We start from the raw sequence: 18,294 nt of genomic DNA on the forward strand, positions 1-18,294 counted from the left end.
GATCCCGCAACCTGTACCGGAGCGGGACTAGCGCGCTCCGGTTGATGTGACGTTAAACCTTTTGACGCGCATGGCCCTTTGCGCGCAATCGCGATATCATGGACCCATGGCCGGACCGATCATCGCCCTGCTGCTGAGCATCCAGGCGCCCTCACTCATCCCGCAGGCGCCGCCCGTCGCGATGCCGGGCAAGGAGCGCCCCGGCATGGCCTATGACCCGATCACCGAAACCTACGTGCCGATCATCGGCTGGAAGCCGCCGCCGCTGACGGGGACGGTGCCGGCGGGCACGAAGATGCAGTATAACCGGCTCGGCCAGAAGGTTGGCGAGGTGCCCGTCCGGCGCTGAGCGGTGTCGCGCATAACGCGGCGTTAAGCGTTGCCGTGGCATGGAAAATCCTGAAGTCCCACATCGGGACAGCTGGGACTCACGATGCGGATTCTCCACATCCTCGATCATTCGCTGCCTCTGCACAGCGGCTATGCCTTCCGCACGCGCGCGATCCTGAAGGCGCAGGCGGCGCTGGGGCTGGAAGTGGCGGGCGTCACCGGCGCGCGGCACGTCCGGCAGGCCGAGGCGAGCGCGGGCGCGTGGGAAACGCATGACGGGTTGCGATTCTTCCGGGGCGGCGACGCGCCGGTCGGCAAGCCGGTGTTCTCCGAAATCCGTGAGGTGCGCGCCTTTACCCGCGCGATCCTGCAGGCGGCGGAGGAATTCCGGCCCGACGTGCTTCATGCCCATTCGCCGGTGCTGACCGCGCTCGCCGCGCGATCGGCGGCGAAGACGCTCGGCCTGCCGCTGGTCTATGAGATCCGTGCCTTCTGGGAGGATGCCGCGGTCGGCAACGGCACCGGCACCGAGGGATCGCTGCGGTATCGCGCGACCAAGGCGCTGGAGACCTGGGCGGTCAACCGCGCCGACGCGGTGGCGGTGATCTGCGAAGGGCTGCGCGGCGACCTGATCGTGCGCGGCGTTCCGGCGGACAAGATCATGGTGTCGCCCAACGGCGTCGATCTCGGCCTGTTCGGCGATCCGCCGCCGCCCGACGAGGCGCTGCGGGCCAAGCTGGGGCTGGATGGCGCCGAGGTGGTCGGCTTCATCGGCTCCTTCTACGATTATGAGGGCATCGACGATCTCATCGCGGCGATGCCGGCTCTGGTCGCGGCGCGGCCGGAAGCCCATTTGCTTCTGGTCGGCGGCGGCCCGCGCGCCGACGCGCTGAAAGCGCAGGCCGAGGCCTCGCCGATGGCCGATCGCATCCACTTCGTCGGCCGCGTGCCGCATAGCGAGGTGGAGCTTTATTACAGCCTGATCGATATCCTCTGCTATCCGCGCAAGAAGATGCGGCTGACCGATCTCGTCACGCCGCTGAAGCCTTTGGAGGCGATGGCGCAACGCCGCCTCGTCGCCGCATCCGACATCGGCGGCCACCGCGAGCTGATCCGCGACGGCGAGACCGGCACGCTCTTCGCGCCCGACGATCCGGCCGCGATCGCCGCGTCGCTGGCCGGGCTGTTCGCCGCCTCCGATAGCTGGGACGCGCGCCGCGAAGCCGGCCGCCGCTTCGTCGAGGAGGAGCGCGACTGGGCGTCCAACGCCAAGCGTTATCTTCCTGTTTACCAAAGAGTGGCACGAAAAAGCGTGGTTTCCGCTATAAAAGCACCGGCGGAACCCCGAGGGACACGAGTGGACGCATTGCCATGACGACGCAGATCCTCCGCACGATCGACCGTTGGCGCTTCGAGACGCCGCTTTCCGTGGCGCTGGGCGCCTCGGCGGGTTTCGTGGCTCTGAGCGCGCCGGCGCAGCTGTTCAGCCAGGTGCCGGTGGCCGGCGACATGGGCACGGCCGGCCGTGCGATCGTCGCGGCGGTGCTGGCGGCGGTGGCGGGCGGTGCGGGCTATGTCGCGATGCGCAAGCCGGTGAAGGCGGCGCCCGCGCCGACCGATCCCCTCGCCGACATTCCCGAGGAGGATCGCCCCTCCGGCATGCCGGCCGAGCGCTTCGCCCGCTTCCGCCGCGCCGACGCGCACCCCGATGCGCCGCCGCGCCCGCCGATCATCGCCAGCCGCGATCTCGGCGAGCCGTTCATGGAAGTCGGCACGCCGGCGGTCGAGGCGGAGGTGCCGGCCGACGATCAATGGTGGCCCGAAACCTCGATCCCCGATGCCGATTATGTCGAGGTGCCGGAGGAGGCCGCCGCGAAGGCGGTAGAGGCGGCCGAGCCTGTCGCCGCCGGGCCGGAAACGGTCGAGGTTCACGCCGAAGAACCCAAGCTCGCCTGGCCCGTCGAGGCGGCACCGGCCGAGCAGCCCTCGGGCAAGGCCAGCATCAGCGCGATGATGGAACGCCTGTCTTCCGGGCTGGAGCGCCGTGCCTCAATGCCGCCGCGCGATCCGACGCCCGCGCTGCGCGATGCGCTGGCCGAGCTCAACCGGCTCGCCGAGCGGCGCGACTGACCGGCTCGTCCGCATCGTCGATCGTCAGCGCTTCCAGCCCGACGATCACCGTCTCCCCGTCGAGCCGCCCCGTCACCTGAACGTCGGCGACGAAGCCGTGTGGGACGGGCAGGTCCGCATCGGAAAGCCGCTCCGCGAGGTGCCAGGCACGTGCGGTGCGATCGTCCCCTTCCAGCCGGAGCGCGATGCGGTGGCGCGCGCCATCGAACAGGCCGCTCGCCCAGTCCCGGCTCGTCGCCGCGACGACCGTAAAGGGGCCGGCATGGGGCTCCAGCGCGGCGATCAGCGCGTCGCGGGTGCGGTTGGCGGGCAGGCGGCTCATCGGGCAGTCTCCTCATAGGCGTCGAGCCAGGCGTGGATGCGCCGCTCGGTGGCGATGCGCGGCTCGCGGCCATTGCGCAGATCGTGGACGAAGCGCGGATCGCCGAGCACCCGGCGCCCGAACGCCGTCGGGCTGGTGCCCGTGCGCCGCAGATGGCGCTGGATTCGCGAGAGCAAGTGCATGGGCTGCATGGAAAATCCGGCCTCCTCCGGGACTCGGCTGCGCTTCATTTGTTCTTATCTTGTTCTTGAAATCCTACTTGTCTAGGAAATTTCCTATCGATATGGATGGATCATGGTCGAAGGCGGCTCCCACGGCGATCCGCGCGCGGTGCTCGATCGGTTGATCCGCGAGCGGGGGGAGGATTGCGCCTCGCTCTCGCGGCTCATCGGGCGCAATCCGGCCTATGTGCAGCAGTTCATCAGGCGCGGATCGCCGCGTCGCCTCGCCGAGCGCGATCGCGAGCGGCTGGCGCGTTATTTCGGCGTGCCGGAAACCTGGCTGGGCGCCGATGCGGTGCGCGCGTCGGCTGCGCCCAAACTGATGAATGTACCGGTGCTCGATACGGCGGCGTCGGCGGGGCCGGGCGCGGTGGGCGACGATCGGCGATCGGCGGCGGGGCTGGGCTTCTCGGAAGCATGGCTCAGACGCTTGCGCGCGCGGGGCGGGCACGAGGGCCTGTCGGTCATCGGCGTACGCGGCGATTCGATGGTGCCGACCCTTGCCGACGGCGACGAGATCCTTGTCGACGAGGTGGACCGCGAGCCGTTGCGCGAGGGCATCTACGTGCTGCAGGTCGATGGCGTGCTGATGGTCAAGCGACTGGTGCGCGAGGATGGCGGCTTCGCGGTGAGGAGCGACAATCCGGATGCCGGGCCGGTCGATCTGTCGAACGGCTGGGCGGTGATCGGCCGCGTGCTGTGGGCGGGACGGCGGCTGTAGCTGTTCGCCCTAGCGCGCCCGATCCCGCAGCCAGATCGCCACGGACACCACGACACCCAGCCCCAGGCCGGCGAGCAGCCCGATGCTCGGCTGGCCCTTCAGTCCGCCGATGATGGTGCCGGCCAGGATGGCGACGGCGATGATGAAGCCGCCTGCCTGCGGTCCGGAACGGTTGGCCATGGTGCCAGCCTCTGCCACGCCCCGCGCGCCCGCGCCAGCCCGTCATGGTACCCGCCATGTTTACCCTTTCCCTCCCGCCGCCCTTAACGTGGCGGGGCTAGGAGCAATGCCGGTCCAGGCGTGGAGGTGGCGTGCTCGAGACAATGCAGTTCGTGATCGATCGCGATGCCTATGATGGCGCCGAGGAACTGATCGAAGGCTGGGGTGAGGCCGCCCTTGCCGAAGCCGCCGCGCGCGCCGAGCGCAGCCGCGATCTCGGCAATCACATCCACTACACCCGCTGGTGCAGGGTCGGCCGCGTCATCCTGCTGCTCGGCGACCCGGAGGCAAGAGGGACGTTGCACTGATCTTTTGAGAATGCGCGGCAGAGCGCATTCTCGCGGGACCGGCCCGCGCGGGCGAGGCGCGTGGCTCGACCGCGCCCACCCGGCCTCCCACAGCGTATCCTGAATGGGAGGCCGGGTGGGGGAGCGGGCCGGTGCGGCACTTCCAAAAGATCATCCGCGCTAGCGTCCGAGTCTCGCCCACGCTAGGGTCCGGCCATGTTGCCTGCCGCCTCGCGGACCCGCGCCTCCAGCGCCTGTGCCGCGATCGTCCTCCTCGCCTGTCCCGTCGCGGCCCGCGGGCAGGATGCCGCAGCCCCGTCTCAGGCCCTCGATCCCAATTCGCCGATGGCGGCGATGCCCGATCTGGGCGTCGACTGGCCGGATCTCGCCCAGCCCGACGCGCCGCTCGGCCAGCTCCCTACCGCACCGGGCGAGCTGCCGCTGCTCGCTCCGCCGCCGCCCGATCTCGCGCAGTCGAAGGACAAGAAGCAGGCCAAGGTCGCCCAGACCACCGAGGCGACCGGCGAGCGCCGCTACGCGCTCACCATCGACGGGCTGCAGAGCCTGTCCGATGCGGGCGAGATCCGCGCCCGCTTCGACGCGCTCTCCTCGCTCCAGCAGGCGGCGAGCAAGCCCGCCAACGTCGCCCAGATCGATCGCCGGGCGCGCGAGGATGCCGGGCTGCTCGCCGACCTGCTGCGCGCCTACGGCTATTACGATGCCGAGGTCGATGCGCGCGTCGGCAACCTCGCCGGGCCGGAGCTCACCACCAGCGGCGACACCAAGCTCGCCGTCACGCTGGCGGTGGATGCGGGGCCACCCTATCGCTTCACCAGCCTGTCGCTGAACGGCCTCGCCGGCACGGGCGAGGACAGCGTCGCGCTGGTCCGCGCCTTCGGGGTGCGCAAGGGCGATGCCGTCAGCGCCGACAAGGTGAATGCCGGCATCGCCGCGCTGAAGACGGCGCTCGGCGACAAGGGCTATCCCTTCGCCACCGTCGCCGATCCCGACATCACGGTCGATCATGCCACGCACGAGGCGGGGATGACCGTTACCGTCGATCCCGGCCAGCGCATGCGCTTCGGCGCCTTCCACATCTCGGGCACCAAATATGTCTTCGGGCCGAAGCATGTGCAGCTTCTCTCCCGCCTGCATCCGGGCGACACCTACGATGCGGAGCGGATCGAGGATCTGCGCCGTGCGCTGATCCAGACCGGGCTGGTCTCTGTCGCGCAGATCACGCCGGTGAAGACGGCCGATCCGCAGGTGGTCGATCTCGACGTGCATCTGGAACGCGCGCCGCCGCGCACGATCGGCGCGACGCTCGGCTACGTTACCGGATCGCGGATCACGGCCGGGCAGCTCGGTTATCTCAACACCGAAACGGTGAGCTCGGTCGGCTACGGCACGGGGCAGGGCGTCACGGCGGAGGTCGACTGGACGCACCGCAACCTGTTCCCGCCCGAAGGCAGCCTGACCTTGCGCGGGGTGCTCGGCACCCAGGAGCAGCTCGCCTCGGCGATCTTCCGCCGCAACAATTTCCGCACGCGCGATCAGGCGCTGGTCGCGCAGCTGACGCTCGATCACCTGAACACGTCCGCCTTCGCCGCGAAGACGGTGGATCTCGCCGCCAATATCGAGCGCCAGACCAACATCATCTGGCAGAAGAAATGGACCTACAGCTACGGCGTCGAGCTGGTCGCTTCCGACGAGCGCGACGATATCCTGGCGACCGGCGAGCCGCGCCGCGCGACCTATTATGTCGGCGCGATCCCGCTCAGCCTCTCCTATGACGGCTCCGACGACCTGCTGAACCCGACGAAGGGCTTCCGCCTCGGCGCCCGCGTCTCGCCGGAAATCTCCTTCCGGGGCCGATCGTTCGAATATGTCCGGCTGGAACTCAACGGATCGGCCTATCAGCCGCTCGGCCGCGTCGTGTTCGCCGAGCGCATCCGGCTCGGATCGATCCAGGGGGCCAGCGCCGACGCGATCGCGCCGACGCGGCGCTTCTATTCGGGCGGCGGCGGATCGGTGCGCGGCTTCGGTTACCAGAAGATCGGCCCGCGCGATCCCAACAACGAGCCGGTCGGCGGCGCCAGCGTCGCCGAATTCGGCCTGGAGGCGCGCATCCGCTTCGGCAATTTCGGCGTGGTGCCCTTCTTCGATGGCGGCAATCTCTATTCGCGCTCGCTGCCGAAATTCACTGGCTTCCACTACGGTACCGGGCTCGGCGTGCGCTATTACACCAGCTTCGGGCCGATCCGCGTCGACGTCGGCACCCCGATCAACCGCGAGCCGGGGGACAGCCGCGTCGCCGTCTACGTCTCGCTGGGGCAGGCTTTCTGATGGCGGAGGAGGCTACCCCGCCGGAGACCTTCGAGGCCCCGCCGCCGCCGAAGCGCAGGCGGATGCACTGGTCGCTGCGCATGCTGGGCGCGTTCGTGGGGCTGCTGCTGTTCGTGATCGCCGCGATCGGCTTCGGGGTGGACACCGATGCCGGCCACCGCTTCATCGTCGACCGGATCGGCGAGATGAAGCCGTCGAGCGGCCTGCGCATCCATATCGGCCGCGTCGACGGATCGATCTGGCGCCACGCGAAGATCCGTGACCTGCGCCTGTCCGATCCGCAAGGCATCTTCCTGGAAGCGCCGATCGTCGATCTTGACTGGCGGCCGACGCGCTGGCTCGCCAACAGGCTGCACGTCGACAGCCTGTCCTCCGATCTCGTTATCCTCAAACGCCTGCCCAAGCTGCGCCCGAACCGGCCCGGCGCGCCGATCATTCCCGGCTACCGCATCCATATCGGCGCGCTCGACATCCGGCTGCGGCTGGAGCCCGGCATCGCCGGAAAGGATCGCCGCCTCGTCCGCATCGTCGGCAAGGCGGACACCGGCAACGGTCGCGCCGTGATCGGCCTGCGCGCGGCCTCCTCGGCGGGCGACCGCGTCACCTTCGCGCTCGATACCGAGCCGGACAGGAACCTGTTCGACGTCGATGCGCGGCTGACCTCGCCTGCGGGCGGGGTGGTGCCCGGCCTGTTCGGATCGAAGAAGCCGATGGCCGTGGTGATCGACGGCGACGGCAATTGGAGCGGCTGGCAGGGCCGGGGCTTGTGGGTCGCGGAAGGCCATCGCATCGCCGATCTGGCGCTCCGGCAGGACAAGGGCCGCTACCGGCTCGCGGGGCGGCTGACGCTCGGCTCGATCACCGGCGGCAAGGCGCAGCGGCTGACGGCGCCGTCCGTGCGGGTCTCCGGCGAGGCGCGCTATGAGGATCGCCGCCTCGACGGATCGCTCAAACTCGCCTCGCCGCAGGTGGCGGTGATCGCGCGCGGGGCGATCGATCTCGCCCACGGCGCCTACGATCCGCTCAAGGTGGACGCGCTGCTGCTCCAGCCGCAGGCCTTGTTCCCCAACATGACGGGGCACGACATCCGCATCCATGCCGAGCTGGACGGCCCATTCAAGACGGCACGATTCCGCTACGAGGCGACGTCGCCGCGCTTCGCCTTCGACCAGACCGGGTTCGAGCAGGTTCGCGCCGAGGGCGCCGGGCATGTCGGTGGCAAGGATCTCGCGCTGCCGATCAGGCTGACCGCCAGGCGCGTCACCGGCGTGGGCGACGTGGCGGGCGGTATCCTCGCCAACATGTCGATCGAGGGCGTGCTGCACGTCACGCCCAAGGTGCTGACCGGCGATGGCCTGACGCTCCGGTCGGACAAGCTCAACGGCAAGGTCGCCCTGTTCGTCGATCTGGTCGGCGGCAAGTTCTGGGTGGACCTGTCGGGCGGCCTGCAGCGCTATCTGATTCCCGGCCTCGGCATCGTCGACGTGCTGACCGAGCTCAAGGTCACCCCCACCGCCGATCTCAAGCAGTCGATCGTGTCGGGGCGCGGGCGGGCGTGGGTGCGACGGTTCGACAATGCCTTTTTGCGGACACTGGCCGGCGGCCTGCCCCAGCTCGACACGCAGTTGACGCGGACGCCCGACGGCATCCTCCATTTCTCGGGCCTCAAGCTGACCGCGCCCGCCATCACCATCACCGGCAGCGGCACCCGCCAGAAGGACGGCACGATCCAGTTCACGGGACAGGGGCGGCAGGCGACCTACGGCACGTTCCGCCTCGGTCTCGGCGGGCAGATCGACCATCCCAAGGTGGCGCTGCTGCTCGACCGGCCGCTCGAGGCGCTGGGGCTCGATCAGGTGAAGCTCGATCTCGATCCGGTGCCGCAGGGCTTCGCGATGAAGGCGGCGGGCGGATCGACGCTTGGGCCGTTCACGCTGGCCGGCACGATCGATGCGCCGCCGGGCGGGACGACGGTGATCCACGTCGATGCATTGAACGTCAGCGGGACGACCGCCAAGGGTCAGCTGCGCGCCGACACCGGCGCCTTCACCGGTCAGCTCGCACTGGGCGGCGGCGGGCTGGGCGGCACGCTCGATTTCTCGCCGGTCGGCACGCAGCAGCGGATCGTCGGCCACCTCTCTGCCGATCGCGCGCAACTCGCCGGCGATTTCGACACCGGCGTCCGCAAGGGCACGCTCGATCTCGATCTGCTGCTCGATCCGGCGGGCACGCATGTCGATGCGACGGTGAACGCGCAGGGGCTGCGGCACGACGCTATCTTCCTCGCCCGCGTCGCAGCGCATGCCAAGCTCGTCGGCGGGATCGGCGATCTGCGCGCGGCCTTCTCCGGCTCGCGCGGCCGCGCCTTCGCCTTCCAGACCGACACGACGATCGCGCCGGACAGCTACACCGTGCGCGGGCAGGGGCAGGTGGACGGCCGCCCGGTCGCGCTCGCCACGGCGGCGGTGCTGCGCCATGCCGGCGATGCCTGGGTGCTGGCGCCGACCAGCCTCTCGTTCGAGGGTGGCAACGCCACCGTCGCCGGGCGCTTCGGCGCCGGCAGCACCAGCTTCGAAGCGAGCCTCAACGCGCTGCCGCTCTCGGTACTCGACATGCTGAAGCCCGGCCTCGGCCTCTCGGGGCAGGCGACGGGCCACGTGAACTACGCCGTCGCCGCGCCCGGCGCGATGCCCACCGGCCGCGCCGACCTCCGCGTGCGGGGCCTCAGCCGCGCTGGCCTCGTCCTCTCCTCCAAGCCGGTCGACATGGGGCTGGCGGCGGTGATGGACGGCGGCAAGGTCGCCGCCCGCGCCGTCGCGACCAGCGGCGGCCAGGTGATCGGCCGCGCGCAGGCGCGCATCGCCCCGATCGGCACGGGTGCAACGCTGGGCGATCGGCTGCTCAACGCGCCACTCTTCGCCCAGTTGCGCTACAATGGCCCGGCCGACACGCTCTGGCGGCTCTCCGGCGTCGAGACGATCGACCTTTCCGGCCCGGTCGCGATCGGCGCGGATATCGGCGGCACGCTCCACAATCCCTCGATCCGCGGATCTCTGGTGACGCAGGGGGCGCGGCTGGAGAGCGCCACGATCGGCACCGTGATCGAAAAGATCCGCGCCACCGGCCGCTTCGACGGCTCCAAGCTGATCATCGACCAGTTCGCCGGCGCCACCCGCGACAACGGCACGCTCACCGGCCGCGCCAGCTTCGATTTCGCCGGCGCAAAGGGCCTCGGCATGGATATCGCGCTCAACGCCAACCACGCCGTGCTGCTGGCGCGCGACGATATCGGCGCGACCGTCACCGGCCCGCTCACCATCAGGTCGAACGGCCAGGGGGGCACGATCGCGGGCGACGTGAAGCTCGATCGCTCTTCCTACCGCTTCGGCAAGGCGCAACAGCAGGGCGTGCCGCACCTCGCGGTGAAGGAGCTGAACCGCGAGGATTTTGACGAGGACGAGATGGCGCCCCCGGTGCCGTGGGCGCTCGACATCAAGGCGGACGCCCGTAACCAGCTGTTCGTGCGCGGGTTGGGGCTGGACAGCGAATGGCGCGGCAAGCTCGCGATCAGCGGCTTCGTCGACAATCCGGTGATCGCGGGCCGCGTCGATCTGTTGCGCGGCAATTACGAATTCGCCGGGCGCCGCTTCGATCTCGATCGTGGCATCATCCGCTTCGGCGGAGGGCTTCCGATCGACCCGGCACTCGACATCGTCGCGCACGCCGACGTGCAGAGCGTCAGCGCCACGATCCAGGTTTCGGGCACCGGCCTGAAGCCGGAAATCAGCTTCACCTCGACGCCGGCGCTGCCCGAGGACGAGTTGCTCTCCCGCTTGCTGTTCGGCACCTCGATCGCCAATCTCTCGGCGCCGGAAGCATTGCAGTTAGCAGCGGCAGTGAACGGGCTGCGGACCGGCGGCAAGGGCAGCCTCGATCCGATCAACGCGATCCGCAAGGTGGCGGGGCTGGACCGGCTGCGGATCGAGCCGGCCGACATCACGACGGGCCAGAAGACCTCGATCGCGGCGGGCAAATATATCGGCAAGCGCACCTACGTGGAGCTCGTCACCGACGGGCAGGGCTATTCGGCGACGCGCCTGGAATTCCAGGTGACGCGCTGGCTGTCGCTGCTTTCGACGATATCGACGATCAACCGGCAGAGCGCCAGCATCCGCATCTCGAAAGATTATTGAGCGAGACGGCGCAGCCGCGCTGGCAGGCGGGCGAGGATCGCACGTTTCTCGGCATCGGAAGCATAGAGCCAGTCACCGATCTCCTGAGCAGAGCGGCCGCAGCCTCCGCACCAGCCGGTGCTCTCGTCGAGCGTGCAGACCTTGGTGCAGGGGGAGGGGATCATGAGTTGCCCTTAGCAGCGGCAAGGCGATAAATTAACGCCCCGCATGCCATGCCGCAGGCATGATCGCAGCCGCCATCCCAGCAGCTTCCGATGCCACTCCCGCCCGCGCCGTGTTGCGCTGGGCGCCGGCGCTGCTGATCGCGTTCGCGGCCGTGTGGCGGCAGGCAACGACCTTCCTCGATTGCGACGTCTCGTGGCTGCTGACGGTCTGCGACCACCTGCTCGACGGCCAGCGCCTCTACGTGGATATCATCGAGACCAACCCGCCGGCATCGGTGTGGTTGTACCTTCCGGGCGCCGCGCTTGCTCGCGCGATCGGCGCGACGCCGGAGTTGGTGACGGCGATCTGGGTGTTCGCGCTTGGGGCGGGGGTGATCGCGTTCGGAGCGTCCATGTTCCGGCGCCGAGAAGCGAGCAGGGCCTCTGACTTGCGCACGATGCCGTTTGCGGTGGCCCTCGCGGCCTTCTGCTTCCTGCTGCTCCCGGGCTATAGCTTCGCACAGCGCGAGCATGTCGCGGCGCTGCTGCTGCTCCCGTGGCTGGCGATGTTCGCCGCCCGGATGGAGGACCGCGACACCGGGCGCCTGGCTCCGACCCTCGCGGGTATCGGCGCCGGGATCGCGATGGCGGTCAAGCCGCATTTCGTCCTCGCCGTGGCGCCACCCCTGATCTTCGCCGCATGGCGCCGGCGCTCGATCCGGGCGCTGTTCGGGGTCGAGGCCTGGATCGCGGCGGGCGTGGTGATTGCCTACGGAGCCGCCGCCGCGCTCGCCTATCCGCGCTTCTTCACCGAGATGGTGCCGATCCTGCGTGTCGCCTATCTGCCCTCGCGCATCGGATGGGGCACGTTGCTCCTGCACCCCTGCTTCCTGCTCACCGTGGCGTGCTGGGTGATGACGCTTGCTGTCGCCCCCCGCCGTGCGACCACCACGCCGCTCGCGCTGCCGCTGCTCGCGTCGGCGGGCTTCACCCTCGCCGCTTTGGTGCAGGCCAAGGGCTATGCCAATCACTTCTATCCCGGCCTTGCGCTTGGGCTGTTCACATTGGGAATCGCACTTGCGGGGATGGCGCCGAAGCCCGGCGTGCGGATTGCGGCGTTGCTGGGGATCGGTCTTGCCAGCCTGTCCTGGCTGGCCTTCCGGCCGGTGCCGGATGTCACGCCACTCGCAGCGCTCATCGAGGCGAAGGTGCCTGCGCATCCTCGCCTCGCGATGATCGGCGGGGACCTGTCCGTCGGCCATCCGGTGACGCGCTGGGTGCATGGCGTGTGGGTGCAGCGCCAGCACAACCTCTGGATCAGCGCCAACGCGCCCGGCATCCTGCGTTCCGGCCGACCGGATTCGCGGGATCGCGCGGCGCTTGCCGCCGCCGTTGCGATGGACGAGCGCATGCTCGTCGAGGACATCGCGCACGGCCGCCCGGACGCTGTGCTGGTGCAGGGGCGGGACTGGATGGGCTGGATCGCGACCCACCCCGCGGTGGCGCGTGCGCTCGCCGGCTATCGGCAGGCGGGCTCGGCGAACGGCACGATCATTCTCGCACGGCCGAATTCTTAGGCTCGGTCGGCATCGGCCAATGGAGGCGTCACAATGAAGATCTGGACATCCTGCGCGATGGTCGCGCTGGCGATCATGGTTCCGGGCGCCGGCTACGCGGCGGAACCCGGCGCGGAGCAGATCGACCTTGCCCGCAAGGTCCTGATCGCTTCCGGCAACGACGCGCGCGTCGCCGCGATCGATCGCGGGTTGGAGATGCAGAATGTGCTGACCCAGGCCCTCAAGGCCCATTTTCCCGATGTCGACGAATCATGGCAGCCGGCCATTGCCGACGCCGTGCAGGCCGAATTGAAGACGCAGGCGGACCAACTCTTCTCCGAAAACGTGAAGATTTACGCGACCGACTTCACCGCGGCCGAGCTGAACGAAATGCTGGCATTCTATGCCTCGCCGGGCGGCAGGGCGCTGGTCGCGAAGACGCCGGCCATCGTTCAGGAGAAGATGGCGTGGGGCCGGGCGCAGGGACAGGCCTCGTTCGCGCGCATGATCGATTCGGTTTGCGCGAAGAAAGCCTGCCCCGAGCACTGATCCCCAAAAGCAAGGCGCCCCGAGGTTTCCCCCGGGGCGCCCAGCGTCGTTCCGATCCTTAAGAGATCAGCTCGAATAGTACATGTCGTACTCGACCGGCGACGGGGTCATCTCCCAGCGCGCGACGTCGGCCCACTTCAGCTCGGCATAGGCCTCGATCTGGTCCTTGGTGAACACGCCGCCCTTGAGCAGGAAGTCGTGATCGGCTTCCAGCGAGTTCAGCGCCTCGCGCAGCGAGCCGCACACGGTCGGGACCTGGGCCAGCTCTTCCGGCGGCAGGTCGTACAGGTTCTTGTCCATCGACTCGCCCGGATGGATCTTGTTCTCGATCCCGTCGAGGCCGGCCATCAGCAGCGCCGCATAGCAGAGATACGGATTGGCCAGCGCGTCCGGGAAGCGGAACTCGACGCGCTTTGCCTTGGCGCCCGCGCCGTAGGGGATGCGGCAGGAGGCCGAGCGGTTGCGCGACGAATAGGCGAGCAGCACCGGCGCCTCATAGCCCGGCACCAGACGCTTGTAGCTGTTGGTGGTCGGGTTGGTGAAGGCATTGAGCGCCTTGGCGTGCTTGATCACGCCGCCGATGAAGTAGAGGCACATGTCGCTGAGGCCGGCATAGCCGTCGCCCGCGAACAGCGGCTTGCCGCCGTCCCAGATCGACATGTGGGTGTGCATGCCCGAGCCGTTATCCTCCTTGATCGGCTTCGGCATGAAGGTCGCGGTCTTGCCGTAGGCGTGGGCGACCTGGTGCACGACATACTTGTAGATCTGCATGCGATCGGCGGTGGTCACCAGCGTGCCGAAGGTCAGGCCGAGCTCGTGCTGCGCGGCGGCCACCTCATGGTGGTGCTTGTCGCAGGGCAAGCCCATTTCGAGCATGGTCGAGACCATCTCGCCGCGGATGTCGACCGCCGAGTCGACCGGCGCGACCGGGAAATAGCCGCCCTTGGCGCGCGGACGGTGGCCGAGGTTGCCGCCCTCATATTCGCGGCCGGAATTGCCCGGCAGCTCGATATCGTCGATCTTGTAGTAGCTCGCCGAATAGGTGTTGGCGAACTGCACGTCGTCGAACATGAAGAACTCGGCCTCGGGGCCGACATAGATCGTGTCGCCGATGCCGGTCGACTGCAGGAACGCCTCGGCGCGCTTGGCGGTCGAGCGCGGATCGCGGGCGTAGAGCTCGCCGGTCGAAGGCTCGACGATATCGCACACCAGGATCAGCATCGGGGTGGCCGAGAAGGGATCAACCCACACCGCGTCCAGATCCGGCTTCAGGATCATGTCGGACTCGTTGATCGCCTTCCAGCCCTCGATCGAGGAGCCGTCGAACATCAGGCCATCGGTCAGCTCGTCCTCGCCGATCACGCCGGCGACCATGGTCAGGTGCTGCCACTTGCCCTTGGGATCGGTGAAGCGGAGATCGACCCATTCGATCTCCTTGTCCTTGATGAGCTTCAGAACGTCGGAGGCGTTGTTCGCCATGATGGGGTGCCCTTTCCCGCTTTGGTTTGAAGGTTGAACTCAGACGGCGTCCGCGTCGCGCTCGCCGGTGCGGATGCGGATCGCGGTGTCGACAGGGAGAACGAAGATCTTGCCGTCGCCGATGCGGCCGGTCTGCGCCGCGTTCTGGATCGCCTCCACGACCTTGTCGGCCAGCGCGTCGTCGACGACGACCTCCAGCTTCACCTTGGGGAGGAAATCCACGACATATTCGGCGCCGCGATAGAGCTCGGTATGGCCCTTCTGGCGGCCGAAGCCCTTGGCCTCGGTGACGGTGATGCCCGACACGCCCACCTCGTGCAGGGCTTCCTTCACCTCGTCCAGCTTGAACGGTTTGATGATCGCTTCGATCTTCTTCATTCGGATGCGCTCCCTCCCCGCGAGCGGCTCACGGGTTTCAATAAGCGTGCCATGCGCGGAGTCGCAAGCGGGCGGCGGCTCGCATGTGCAGCATTTCGCGAGTCTGCCCGAAGGCTGAGCAAAAATCGACTCCCCTGCATGCTTTTTGGGCAAATCTCTGCCGTCACGCAGCCGTAATGGGGCCGCAATCGCAGTGCAATCCAACGGTCATGACGGACCAGGCTCCCCATGCGATTCTGCTCTGCGCGGGACTCGGCTCGCGGCTGTTGCCGCTGACCGCCGACCGCCCGAAATGCCTGATCGAGGTCGGCGGCCGGACGATCCTCGAGCATCAGGTCGAGGCGCTGCGCGCGGCGGGTGTGAGCGGTGTGACGGTGGTCGGCGGCTATCGCTTCGACCGGCTGGAGGCGTTCGTCGAAGAGCGCTGGGTCGAGGACGAGCGGCCCGAGCTGGTGCTCAATCCCTTCTACGCCATCTCCAGCTCGATCGGATCGGTGTGGGCGGCGCGGCATCGGCTGGGGGCGCGCTTCTGCCTGCTCAACGGGGATACGGTGTACGATCCCGCGCTGGTGGCGGATGGGCTGGCGCGGGTGAAGACCGGCCTCAACCTGTTCGTCGAATCGATCGATGCGCCCGAGCCGGACGACATGCTGGTGCGGATGGACGGCGACAGGGTGGTGGCCGTTTCCAAGGCGCTGCCGCCGAGCCTCGGCAAGCACCGCTCGCTCGGCTTCGTGACAGGCGACGGGCAGGAGGGTTATGCGGCGGCGCTCGACAAGGTGATCCGCGAGGTGGATGGCGCGCAGAGCTTCCATCACGCGATCGTCGATCGGCTGGCGCACGAAGGCGAGGTCCATGCGGTCGCGTTCGAAGGCGGCCTGTGGACAGAGATCGATCGGCCTGAGGATATCGTGAAATGGGCGGGGGACATCGAGCGCGATCCGCCAGAGGGGAGCGCCGCGGCTCTCTAGGGCCGTTCGCACTGAGCTTGTCGAAGCGCTGCCTTTCTCTAGATGACGGAAAAAGGAAGGGCAGGGCTTCGACATGCTCAGCCCGAACGGAGTAGGGGGGATCGCATGAAGCCCCCTCGCGTCGCCTTCCTGTTCCTCGGCGAGACGTTGCTGATCCCGCATCTCTATCCGATCGTCGAGGCGCTGGCCGCCGAGGCGCCCGATCTCGACATCGAATGCTGGGTGGCGACCTCGGTGCATGAAGGGCTGCTGTCCGGCTGGCTGAGCGATGCGGGACTCGCGGCCCGCGTCCGGCTGCGTCGGGTGCCCGGCTTTCTGGATCTGCCGGCGCTGACCCACGGCGAGAACCCGCCGCTGCCGGCCAAGCTGCCGATGTTGGCTCGCCTCGCAGGCTACCTGCTCCGCGTCGATGCGGTGATATGCGCGGAGCAGACCAGCCTGTGGCTGCCCCGCCTGCTGCCGTTCCTGCGGCGGCGTTTCATCAAGGCGGCGCACGGTGCCGGCTCGATGATGGCGCGCAGCGATCCCCGCCGTCGCGCCGCACATCATCTGTTGGTGCCAGCCGCGCGCGAAAAGGGGCGGCTGGTCGATGTCGGCGTGCCGTCGGAACGGATCGTCGTCGTCGGGTATGTGAAGGCCGGATTTCGCGGCCTCGCTCACCCACCTAGGCTGTTCGCGGACGATCGGCCGGTGATCGTTTACGCTCCGCACTGGCAGCGCCATCGCTCGTCCTGGTGGGCGTGGGGGCGGCAGATTGTAGACATGCTGGCGCAGCAGGGCCGCCTCAACGTCATCCTTGCGCCGCACCAGCGGCTCGTCGAGAAGGCGCCCGAGGTGCGCGAGGTGCTGGCGGCGGTGGCGCACCTGCCGCACCTCCACACCGATCTCGACAGCTTCGCGATGGTCGACGGCAGCTATATGGGCGCGGCCGACCTCTATCTGGGCGATACCTCCAGCCAGGTGGTGGAATTCCTGATGCGCCCGCGCCCGTGCGTGTTCCTGAACCCGGAGCGCGTCGATTGGCGGGCGACCGATGATCACGATTTCTGGGCCTGCGGAGAAGTCGTGGACCGGCTCGACGCGCTGCCCGAGGCGCTGGCGCGCGCACGGGCCGAGCATCCGCGCTACCAGGCCGAGCAACGCGGCTTCGCCACCGATGCGCTGGGGGATGCCAGCCCGGAAGCGGCGCACCGTGCGGCGAGAGCGGTGATCGCGGCGTTGAAATGAGGGAAGATTGGCTCAATCCGCCGACGCTGCGCGAAGCCACTGTCGCGCAGCGCGAGATTGCCGAAGCCTGCGAAACGCGAGACCGGATCGGCCCCGTCCGCCTGATCGCCGGTGCCGATACCTCGATGAAGTGGCGCGATTCCAGGGGCCCGATCCACGCTGCCGTCGCTTTGCAGCGCTGGCCCGAACGGGCGCCGCTGCCCGCCGCGACCGCCACCCGCATTCCGCCCTTCGCCTATGTGCCGGGCTATCTCGGCTTTCGCGAGGCGCCTGCCTTGCTGGCGGCGTGGGAATCTCTTCCGGAAAAACCAGACCTTCTCTTCGTCGATGGCCATGGCCGCGCGCACCCGCGCCGTTGCGGGATCGCGACGCACCTCGGCGTGTTGCTCGACGTGCCCGCGATCGGGGTCGCCAAGTCGATCCTGTGCGGTCGTGTCGAGGGCGATCTGGGCGAGGAACCGGGATCGGCCGCGCCGCTTGTCGACCGTGGCGAGGTGGTGGCCATGGCGATCAGGACGCGGGCGAGGGCGCTGCCTGTCTATGTCGGGATTGGCCATCGCGTCTCGCTGGAGACGGCGGTGGAATGGGTGCTGGCCTTGAGCGAAGGCCGCCGCCTGCCGCTCCCGACGCGCCTCGCCCACGATGCGGCGAACGCGGCGCGACGGGAGTATGCCAGCATTTAGCCCTTATGCGCGGCCTTCCACTGCTTCACCGCGTCCATCGTGCCGGTGACGTGGCCGCTTGGGTCCATCGCCGAGTAAGCGAAGATCACCTTGCCGTCGGGCGCGATCACGTAGCTGGTGCGGTTGGCGCGCGCCGTGGTGGCGAGCTTTACGTCGTAATCGGAGATCACCTGCGGGCTCGCCGCGCCGACCGCGAACTTGTTGCGGCATTCGGTGGTCGAGAATTTGTTCAGCACGTCGATCGAATCGGCCGACATGCCGATCACCGTCGCGCCGAGCTTCTTGAAGTCGTCGCTGGCGGCAGCGAAGTCGTGCGCTTCCACGGTGCAGCCCGGCGTGAAGGCGGCAGGGTAGAAATAGAGCACCACCGGCCCCTTCTTGAGCGCGGCCTTGAGATCGAACGGCATCGCCTTGCCGGCGAGACTCGCCTGCGTCGAGAATTCCGGCGCATCGGCGCCCACCGACAGCGCGGCGAAAGCCGGCGCGGCGCAGAAGGCGAGGGCGGCGGCGGCCGGGTACAGGCTGAACTTCATTCTGGG

The 18,294-nt window shown here is 68.6% G+C and carries 19 protein-coding genes; 12 read left to right on the forward strand and 7 right to left on the reverse strand.

The window, feature by feature from the left end; all coding sequences use genetic code 11:
- Positions 1 to 106 precede the first annotated feature (106 nt).
- From HZF05_RS01970 to HZF05_RS01980, 3 genes are all read left to right on the forward strand, one after another.
- The gene (locus tag HZF05_RS01970) at positions 107 to 349 is read left to right on the forward strand and encodes a hypothetical protein (protein ID WP_160364940.1); all 243 of its coding nucleotides are present in this window, start codon (positions 107 to 109) and stop codon (positions 347 to 349) included.
- 84 nt (positions 350 to 433) lie between these two features.
- On the forward strand, positions 434 to 1,705 hold the full coding sequence (locus HZF05_RS01975) for a TIGR04063 family PEP-CTERM/XrtA system glycosyltransferase (RefSeq protein ID WP_160364941.1): 1,272 nt from the start codon (positions 434 to 436) through the stop codon (positions 1,703 to 1,705).
- On the forward strand, positions 1,702 to 2,460 hold the full coding sequence (locus HZF05_RS01980; protein WP_160364942.1) for a hypothetical protein: 759 nt from the start codon (positions 1,702 to 1,704) through the stop codon (positions 2,458 to 2,460). The genes HZF05_RS01975 and HZF05_RS01980 overlap by 4 nt, the downstream gene beginning before the upstream one ends.
- Here HZF05_RS01980 and HZF05_RS01985 read toward each other — a convergent pair.
- Both HZF05_RS01985 and HZF05_RS01990 read right to left on the reverse strand, forming a co-directional pair.
- Positions 2,432 to 2,782 carry a hypothetical protein gene (locus HZF05_RS01985; protein ID WP_160364943.1) on the reverse strand — a complete coding sequence of 117 codons (351 nt, stop codon included), beginning with the start codon at positions 2,780 to 2,782 and terminating at the stop codon, positions 2,432 to 2,434. The two genes, HZF05_RS01980 and HZF05_RS01985, sit on opposite strands and share 29 nt — an antisense overlap.
- Entirely contained in the window at positions 2,779 to 2,973 is a 195-nt protein-coding gene (locus HZF05_RS01990) for a hypothetical protein (RefSeq protein ID WP_343046809.1), read from the reverse strand. Before HZF05_RS01990 ends, HZF05_RS01985 begins: the two co-directional genes overlap by 4 nt.
- A gap of 103 nt (positions 2,974 to 3,076) precedes the next feature.
- On the opposite strand from HZF05_RS01990, the gene HZF05_RS01995 reads away from it, so the two are divergent.
- Positions 3,077 to 3,724, forward strand: a complete 648-nt coding sequence (locus HZF05_RS01995) for a S24 family peptidase (protein WP_160364944.1) — start codon at positions 3,077 to 3,079, stop codon at positions 3,722 to 3,724.
- 9 nt (positions 3,725 to 3,733) lie between these two features.
- Here the strand turns inward: HZF05_RS01995 and HZF05_RS02000 are convergent, their stop codons facing one another.
- Positions 3,734 to 3,904, reverse strand: a complete 171-nt coding sequence (locus tag HZF05_RS02000; RefSeq protein ID WP_181638769.1) for a hypothetical protein — start codon at positions 3,902 to 3,904, stop codon at positions 3,734 to 3,736.
- Positions 3,905 to 4,035: 131 nt separating this feature from the next.
- Between HZF05_RS02000 and HZF05_RS02005 the strand changes: the two genes are divergently transcribed.
- The 3 genes from HZF05_RS02005 to HZF05_RS02015 all read left to right on the forward strand — a co-directional run bounded on the left by HZF05_RS02005 (position 4,036) and on the right by HZF05_RS02015 (position 10,769).
- Positions 4,036 to 4,251: a hypothetical protein gene (locus HZF05_RS02005; RefSeq protein WP_343046810.1), complete on the forward strand. Its 216-nt coding sequence runs from the start codon at positions 4,036 to 4,038 to the stop codon at positions 4,249 to 4,251.
- Between the two features lie 195 nt (positions 4,252 to 4,446).
- Complete coding sequence (locus tag HZF05_RS02010) at positions 4,447 to 6,576, forward strand: autotransporter assembly complex protein TamA (protein ID WP_160364945.1); 2,130 nt, start codon at positions 4,447 to 4,449, stop codon at positions 6,574 to 6,576.
- Complete coding sequence (locus HZF05_RS02015) at positions 6,576 to 10,769, forward strand: translocation/assembly module TamB domain-containing protein (protein WP_160364946.1); 4,194 nt, start codon at positions 6,576 to 6,578, stop codon at positions 10,767 to 10,769. Before HZF05_RS02010 ends, HZF05_RS02015 begins: the two co-directional genes overlap by 1 nt.
- On the opposite strand, the gene HZF05_RS02020 is transcribed toward HZF05_RS02015, so the two are convergent.
- Positions 10,763 to 10,933, reverse strand: a complete 171-nt coding sequence (locus HZF05_RS02020; protein WP_160364947.1) for a DUF1289 domain-containing protein — start codon at positions 10,931 to 10,933, stop codon at positions 10,763 to 10,765. The genes HZF05_RS02015 and HZF05_RS02020 overlap by 7 nt on opposite strands.
- 59 nt (positions 10,934 to 10,992) lie before the next feature.
- Here HZF05_RS02020 and HZF05_RS02025 point away from each other — a divergent pair, with 59 nt between their 5' ends.
- Both HZF05_RS02025 and HZF05_RS02030 read left to right on the forward strand, forming a co-directional pair.
- Positions 10,993 to 12,489 carry a hypothetical protein gene (locus tag HZF05_RS02025; RefSeq protein WP_160364948.1) on the forward strand — a complete coding sequence of 499 codons (1,497 nt, stop codon included), beginning with the start codon at positions 10,993 to 10,995 and terminating at the stop codon, positions 12,487 to 12,489.
- A gap of 57 nt (positions 12,490 to 12,546) precedes the next feature.
- Complete coding sequence (locus tag HZF05_RS02030) at positions 12,547 to 13,017, forward strand: DUF2059 domain-containing protein (protein ID WP_160364949.1); 471 nt, start codon at positions 12,547 to 12,549, stop codon at positions 13,015 to 13,017.
- A gap of 66 nt (positions 13,018 to 13,083) precedes the next feature.
- Here HZF05_RS02030 and glnA read toward each other — a convergent pair whose 3' ends face one another.
- Both glnA and HZF05_RS02040 read right to left on the reverse strand, forming a co-directional pair.
- Entirely contained in the window at positions 13,084 to 14,496 is a 1,413-nt protein-coding gene (gene glnA / locus HZF05_RS02035; protein ID WP_160364950.1) for a type I glutamate--ammonia ligase, read from the reverse strand.
- Between the two features lie 39 nt (positions 14,497 to 14,535).
- Positions 14,536 to 14,874 carry a P-II family nitrogen regulator gene (locus HZF05_RS02040; RefSeq protein WP_022688254.1) on the reverse strand — a complete coding sequence of 113 codons (339 nt, stop codon included), beginning with the start codon at positions 14,872 to 14,874 and terminating at the stop codon, positions 14,536 to 14,538.
- Between the two features lie 209 nt (positions 14,875 to 15,083).
- Here HZF05_RS02040 and HZF05_RS02045 point away from each other — a divergent pair, with 209 nt between their 5' ends.
- From HZF05_RS02045 to HZF05_RS02055, 3 genes are all read left to right on the forward strand, one after another.
- Positions 15,084 to 15,845, forward strand: a complete 762-nt coding sequence (locus HZF05_RS02045) for a phosphocholine cytidylyltransferase family protein (protein WP_160364951.1) — start codon at positions 15,084 to 15,086, stop codon at positions 15,843 to 15,845.
- A gap of 105 nt (positions 15,846 to 15,950) precedes the next feature.
- Complete coding sequence (locus tag HZF05_RS02050) at positions 15,951 to 17,072, forward strand: hypothetical protein (protein ID WP_160364952.1); 1,122 nt, start codon at positions 15,951 to 15,953, stop codon at positions 17,070 to 17,072.
- Positions 17,069 to 17,755, forward strand: coding sequence for an endonuclease V (locus HZF05_RS02055; protein WP_160364953.1), 687 nt, complete (start codon positions 17,069 to 17,071; stop codon positions 17,753 to 17,755). The genes HZF05_RS02050 and HZF05_RS02055 overlap by 4 nt, the downstream gene beginning before the upstream one ends.
- Here HZF05_RS02055 and HZF05_RS02060 read toward each other — a convergent pair.
- Positions 17,752 to 18,288 carry a peroxiredoxin gene (locus HZF05_RS02060; RefSeq protein ID WP_160364954.1) on the reverse strand — a complete coding sequence of 179 codons (537 nt, stop codon included), beginning with the start codon at positions 18,286 to 18,288 and terminating at the stop codon, positions 17,752 to 17,754. The genes HZF05_RS02055 and HZF05_RS02060 overlap by 4 nt on opposite strands.
- Positions 18,289 to 18,294 lie beyond the last annotated feature (6 nt).

The organism is Sphingomonas chungangi, assembly GCF_013778325.1.
Classification (GTDB): Bacteria; Pseudomonadota; Alphaproteobacteria; order Sphingomonadales; family Sphingomonadaceae; genus Solisphingomonas; species Solisphingomonas chungangi.